The sequence below is a fragment of the Herbivorax alkaliphila genome, assembly GCF_030848475.1.
Lineage (GTDB): Bacteria > Bacillota > Clostridia > Acetivibrionales > Acetivibrionaceae > Herbivorax.
On sequence record NZ_JAVDDS010000131.1, the window covers coordinates 1 to 1,443 of the forward strand.

Below are 1,443 nucleotides of genomic sequence, written 5' to 3' on the forward strand. Positions count from 1 at the left end.
GAGAATACAAGAACTAGAAAAACGAATACAATTTTTAGAGAAACAGAAAGCTGAAGAAAAAAAAGAACGTGAGGAAAAGCTGAAAGAGTCAAGAGAAAAACTAAAGCTTATAAAGGCACAAATATTTAAGAAACGAGGTTCATGAAGTGTTTAATTATAAAGGTATTCATTTATATGTGAAACAATGGTTACAAATGTTACTTGGTTTTATATTAATAAGATTTATGTCTGAGGAAGAAAAAGTTGAGGAAATTATAGCTCTTAGAAGTCAGATAGCTCTTTTTGACCAAAAGGTAATTGATAAAAAAATACCTAAACCAACTGTTACGCCTGCATATCGTCAGTTATGGGTCTTGCTTTCAAAGTTTTATTCAAGATGGAAAGAGGATTTGGTTATTGTTAAGCCTGAAACTGTTATTGGATGGCATAATACAGCTTTTAAGTTTTACTGGATGCGTAAGTCTAAAAAGCGTGGCAGACCTAAAACTTCAAGAAAAACAATTGAGCTTATCAAACGTATACATAAGGAAAATCCTTTATTGTCACCTGAAAAGATACACGAAAGATTAGTTGACCTTAATATAAGTGATGCACCTTCTCCAAATACAATTGCTAAGTATATACCAAAAGTGAGGAAGCCACCAACTGAAAAGCAAAAACAGTCTTGGAAAACATTCCTTAAAAATCATAGGAAGGAAATTTGGGCTATGGATTTTTTCACTGTTCCAACTCTATATTTTAAAGTCTTGTATGTCTTTATTATAATAAGTCATGACAGAAGAAAGATTGAACACTTTGCAGTTACAACTAACCCATCCTCGGCATGGGTAGCACAACAAATAAGGGAAGCAACTCCTTTTGGTGAAACACCAAAGTATTTAATTCATGACAATGATCCTACTTTTACATCAAAGTTATTTAAAGAGTTTTTATCTAATGCAAATATCAAGGCTAAAAGGACAGGGATAAAATCACCCAGACAAAATGGAATTTGCGAAAGAGCAGTAGGTATATTGAGAGCTGAGTTATTAAATCATGTTATTCCATTTAATCAAACACATTTGGAGTATTTACTCAAAAATTATTTAAAAGAGTATTATCATCCTGTCAGGACACATCAAGGTCTTAATTGCCAAACTCCAATTTTATCAGACAAGCCTCCAGAAACTAAGGTAGAAGATACTAAATTAGTTTCTAAGCCTATTCTTGGAGGGCTTTATCACAGCTACAAAAAAGTTGCCTAACAGTTACAGCTTTTTTTACAATAGCTAATAGCTTATTTTGTGTTGCAAAAAAACAAGCACTTTGGTTTAAATCACCATAATGCTTGTTTTTTGATTAAGTTATTTTTGTTTTAAAAGTATAAATTTGTATTTAAGCCTTGTGTCACTTGTTAAATGTTGGTGCATATTTTAGCCAGATTGATTTATTGCAACCGACAGG

Annotated in this window: 1 protein-coding gene; it reads left to right on the plus strand. The window is 31.9% G+C overall.

The window, feature by feature from the left end:
• The first annotated feature begins 224 nt into the window (after positions 1-224).
• Positions 225-1,244 (plus strand): DDE-type integrase/transposase/recombinase, encoded by a 1,020-nt coding sequence (locus tag RBH29_RS17645; RefSeq protein ID WP_306698325.1) that lies wholly within the window; start codon positions 225-227, stop codon positions 1,242-1,244.
• Positions 1,245-1,443 lie beyond the last annotated feature (199 nt).